The following is a 4,794-nucleotide window of genomic DNA, read 5'->3' as shown; positions in this document are numbered from 1 at the left end:
ATGTGACCATCACCGGATTCCAGGGGCGCATCCACCCGGCTCACGCGGCGCTTCTCTGCGCCATGCTCCAGTTGCCATTCACCCGGCGTCTCCGTGGCGAACAGGCGATTGGCGCAAAAGGTGTCCCAGGCCACGCCGGCAAGGGAATGGTCGAACATCGCCTCTACGGCCCTGTTCGCCTGCACTACCTGTCCGGCACGGTCAAGGACGACGACGCCGGCGGGGAGCGCCCCCATCAGCACGCTGAGGCGCTCGGTCAGTTGACCGACCTGGGTCTGCAGACCGGCATAGGCACCGGTCAATGCCTCGGAGGCAGCGCTGAACTGGCGGAACGCATCGGCCAGTTGCCGGGCATCCAAGCGGTCGTCGGTGGCAGGCAGGGTCATGGGCGTGTTGGACGTAATTCACCGACTCGCAGCTTAGGGCGGCAACGGCAGGAACAAGACGGCAAATAGGCGGCAAAAACCGCCGCTTATCCTGCCCTTACAATGCAGAACTCGCGAAGACAATGCGAGCATCCGAAAAAGGGGAATGTTTCCATGGCAGCAGAAGACGCCGCCGTCGCTCCAGCACCACCTGCCTCACCCGTGGCGCAGGTGCTGGAAAACATCCGCAACCTGTCTCAGCGCCAGAAGCTCGCCGCCGGTGCGGCGCTGGCCTTTGGCATTGCGCTGATTGTCGGCGTCCTGCTGTGGAGCCGCCAGCCGGACTATGGCGTGCTGTTTTCCGGTCTGGCGGAAAAGGACGGGGGTGCCGTCCTGGCCGCCCTGCAACAGCAGAACATACCCTACAAGATCTCCGACAACGGCAGCGCCATCATGGTCCCATCCGCCCAGGTCCATGATCTGCGCCTGCGCATGGCTGCCCAGGGCATCCCAAAAGGCGGCCTGGTGGGTTTCGAATTGATGGAAACCCAGAAACTTGGCCTGTCCCAGTTTCACGAACAGGTGAACTACCAGCGCGCCCTTGAGGGAGAGCTGGCCCGTACCATTTCAGCGCTGTCCAGCGTCGGGGCAGCCCGCGTGCATCTGGCCATCCCGAAACAGACCGCCTTTTTACGTGATGAGCAGAAGCCCACCGCATCGGTGATGATCAATCTGCACACCGGCCGCAGCCTGGACTCCTCCCAACTCGCCGGTATCGTGCACCTGGTGTCGTCCAGCGTCCCCCAGCTGACCAACGAGAACGTCAGCATCATCGATCAGAACGGCACCCTGCTGACCAGAAAACCGGACCCCCTGCGCAACTCCACCCTGGACGCCAATCAGATCACCTACACCCGCGAGCTTGAAGAAGGCTATATCCAAAGGGTCAATGCCATTCTGACCCCCATCTTCGGAAAGGGTAACTTCCATGCCCAGGTCTCTGCGGACGTGGACTTCAACGTCACGGAACAAACCTCTGAAACCTACCGTCCCAATCCTTCGCCCGAACAGGCCATTCGCAGTCAGCAGAGCAGCGAGAGCCAGACCCGGGACCAAGGCCCTCAGGGAGTCCCGGGCGCACTGACCAACCAACCTCCGGTCCCTGCCACGGCGCCGCTCACCACCCCCCCCGTCCCCGGCTCACCCGGAGCCGACGGCCAGACGCCCGTCACTAGCAACAAGAGCGCCACCATCAACTACGAGGTGGACAAAACCATCCAGCACACCCGCAAGGCGCTGGGACAGGTCCGCCGACTATCGGTCGCCGTCGCCGTCAACCACAAGGAAGAGAAAGACAAGAACGGCGAAGTGAAGACGGTTCCCCTCACCGAGGACGAGATCAAGCGGGTGGAGGATCTGGTGCGCGATGCGGTGGGCTATAACAAGGAACGGGGCGATACCATCAGCGTCGCCAGCAGCCCCTTTGTCGCCAGCCAGGAGCCGGAAACGCCACTCTGGAAGGATCCGGACAACGTCTCCCTGATCAAGGAGCTGGTCAAGTACCTGGTCATCGCCGGTGTAATCGCCTTTGTGGCCTTCGGTGTGATCCGCCCCTTGATCAGGCAGGTCATGCCACCAGAACCAGAACCTGAGCCCGTCGGCATCGCCGAGGCAGAAGGGGAAAGCGCAGCCGCAGAAGGGGAAGCCAACCAGGAAGGCGAGGAAGGCAGTGAGGTCGTCCTCTCGCCCGAGGCCGCAGCACGGCTGGCCTTCGAGGAAAAACTGCGCAAGGTTCATGAGATCGCCCGTAACAATCCAAAGGCGGTCGCCAATCTGATCAAGGAATGGATGGGAAGCAATGAGCAGCAACGATGAGGGTCAGGAAAAGAGCGCCCTGCTGTTGATGACCCTGGGCTCCGATGAGGCCGCCGAAGTTCTCAAGCAGCTGGGACCAAAGGAGGTCCAGAAACTCGGTGCTGCCATGGCGGGAATGCCGGCCCAGGGGCGCGAGAAGGTGGAGGTACTGCTCGACGAACTGATCGCCTTCGCTGACAAGGGCTCCCCCATCGAGGCTGACCATGAACACATCAAGGCCATGCTGACGAAGGCTCTGGGTGACGAACGGGCTACCCACATCATCAGCCGGGTCCTCCAAGGCTCGGATACGGCGGGCATCGAGAGCCTCAAGTGGATAGACGCCCCCACCGCGGCAGATCTGATCAAGAACGAACATCCCCAGATCATCGCTACCATCCTGGTGCACCTGGAGTTCGATCAGGCCGGTGAAATCCTGAAGCACTTCACCGATCGCCTGCGCAATGACGTGCTGCTGCGGATCGCCACTCTGGACGGGGTCCAGCCCGTGGCCCTGCGGGAACTCAACGAAGCCCTCACCCGGATGCTCGCCGGTGCCTCGTCCGTCAAGAAAACAGCCATGGGCGGTGTCCGCCACGCGGCCGAGATCCTCAACTTCGTGGGATCTGCTGCGGAGACTGCGATTCTCGACAACGTGCGTGAATACGATCCCGACCTCGCCCAGAAGATCCTCGACGAGATGTTTGTCTTCGAGAACCTCATGGACCTGGACGACCGGGGCATCCAGACCCTGCTGCGGGAAGTCCAGAGCGACTCCCTGGTTATCGCCCTCAAGGGGGCACCGCCTGAAATGCGCGAAAAGATCTTCAAGAACATGTCTCAACGCGCTGCCGAGATGCTGAAGGAAGACCTGGAATCGCGAGGCCCGGTCCGCCTGTCGGAAGTGGAAGCAGAACAGAAGGAAATCCTCAAAACGGCACGTCGCCTGGCAGAAGAAGGCCAGATCGCTCTTTCCAGCGGGGGAGGCGACGATGCCTTCGTCTAAGCACGAGGTCTGCCTGTGGCCATGAATCGTCATCAGGCTGTCGGCGCCTATCGGCCATGGACCCCGCCCTCCTTCGATGCGCCCGCAGTCCCGCCCACCCAGTCCGAGCCCACTGCTGCCGAGTTGCTGGCCGAAGTCGAATTGCTGGCCGACGATGAAGCTGAACGTCACCTCGCTGCGACACTACCGACCCACGCAGCCCAGGGAGAGGACTCCCTGCCTCCACCACCGGCCCCCTCCGCCCCCCCTGACACCCCTGATACGCCGGAGATTCAGCCGCCTCCCCCAGCGCCCGAGGACACGCCGGAGATTCAGCTCCCCACCGCCGAGGACATCGAGCGCATCCACGAGGAAGCCCGCAAGGACGGCTATGAGGCTGGCTATGAAGAGGGCACAGCCCGGGGCCGCATCGAAGCCATGCACTTTCACGGTCTCGTGGAAAGCCTGGAGCAGGCCCTGACCCAGCTGGACAAGGACATCACCGAAGAGATCCTTTCCCTGTCCATCGAACTGGCCCGGCAAATGGTTCGGCAAACCATTGAAACCCGGCCAGAATCGCTCCTGGACGTGATCCGCGAAGCCCTCGCCCAGCTTCCTCAGGCCCACGCCCAGATTCACGTTCACCCCGAAGATCTGGCCCTGTGCAAGGAATACCTGGGAGAGCATCTGAGTCATTCGGGGCACCGGCTGGTAGAGGACCCAGGCATTTCCCGTGGCGGAGCGCGTATTGAAGCCTCGGGCAGTCATGTGGATGGCAGCATTCAAACCCGGTGGCGGCGGATCATGGAGAGCCTGGGGCGAAACGTACCCTGGGATGGGGATGACAGCTGATGGACCACGGCACCCCAACCTGGAAAGCCTTTCTGGAAGATGCCAGAAAAATGGCTGCTGCGAGCTCCCCCTATCAGGTCGCGGGTCGCCTGACCCGGATCAATGGGCTCGTCATGGAGGCGTCGGGTCTTAAGCTGGCGGTAGGCGCCGGCTGCCGGATCGCAGTACCCGGCGGCAGCTCGGTCGAAGCCGAAGTCGTGGGCTTTCATGGCGACAAGATCTTCCTGATGCCCACTGACGACGTGTTCGGCCTTGCCCCCGGCGCCCAAGTGCTTCCCATCGAGCCCGCCCAGCCCTCCCTCGTTGCCGGTGAGCGCATCGAGCCCCGCCGCCGGGCCTCGGATCGGGCCAAGCACCTCCCCATGGGGGACGAACTGCTGGGGCGGGTTGTGGACGGTGCGGGCCGGCCCCTGGATGGCCTCGGCCCACTGACCGTGCGTCACTCACGCCCCCTCCAGTCCCGCCCGATCAACCCCCTCCAGAGGGCCCCCATCAACCAGTCCCTGGATGTGGGCATCCGCGCCATCAACGGGCTCCTCACCATTGGCCGCGGCCAGCGGATGGGACTCTTCGCCGGCTCCGGCGTCGGCAAGTCGGTACTGACCGGGATGTTGGCCCGCTTCACGGCAGCCGACGTGATCGTTGTAGGACTGATCGGTGAGCGGGGCCGGGAAGTCAAGGAGTTCATCGAGCATAACCTGGGCGCAGAAGGCCTGGCCCGCTCGGCCGTCATCGCAG

Annotated in this window: 4 protein-coding genes and 1 pseudogene; 4 read left to right on the top strand and 1 reads right to left on the bottom strand. The window is 63.1% G+C overall.

Going from position 1 to position 4,794, the window contains the following annotated elements:
• The coding region (locus tag PHD22_RS16265; protein ID WP_299869285.1) for a PAS domain-containing protein at positions 1–386 on the bottom strand (386 nt) is incomplete at its 3' end.
• 153 nt (positions 387–539) lie between these two features.
• On the opposite strand from PHD22_RS16265, the gene fliF reads away from it, so the two are divergent.
• The 4 genes and pseudogenes from fliF to PHD22_RS16245 all read left to right on the top strand — a co-directional run.
• On the top strand, positions 540–2,240 hold the full coding sequence (fliF, locus tag PHD22_RS16260) for a flagellar basal-body MS-ring/collar protein FliF (RefSeq protein ID WP_299869282.1): 1,701 nt from the start codon (positions 540–542) through the stop codon (positions 2,238–2,240).
• Entirely contained in the window at positions 2,224–3,225 is a 1,002-nt protein-coding gene (gene fliG / locus PHD22_RS16255; protein WP_299869279.1) for a flagellar motor switch protein FliG, read from the top strand. Before fliF ends, fliG begins: the two co-directional genes overlap by 17 nt.
• A 21-nt stretch (positions 3,226–3,246) precedes the next feature.
• Positions 3,247–4,056, top strand: coding sequence for a flagellar assembly protein FliH (locus PHD22_RS16250; protein ID WP_299869276.1), 810 nt, complete (start codon positions 3,247–3,249; stop codon positions 4,054–4,056).
• Between the two features lie 50 nt (positions 4,057–4,106).
• Positions 4,107–4,794 (top strand): annotated as a pseudogene (locus PHD22_RS16245) (flagellum-specific ATP synthase FliI); the annotation flags it as partial.

Source organism: Zoogloea sp., assembly GCF_028693495.1.
GTDB lineage: Bacteria > Pseudomonadota > Gammaproteobacteria > Burkholderiales > Rhodocyclaceae > Zoogloea.
The sequence above is the reverse complement of the archived record's forward strand: the minus strand, read 5'-3'. Positions and strand labels throughout refer to the sequence as shown.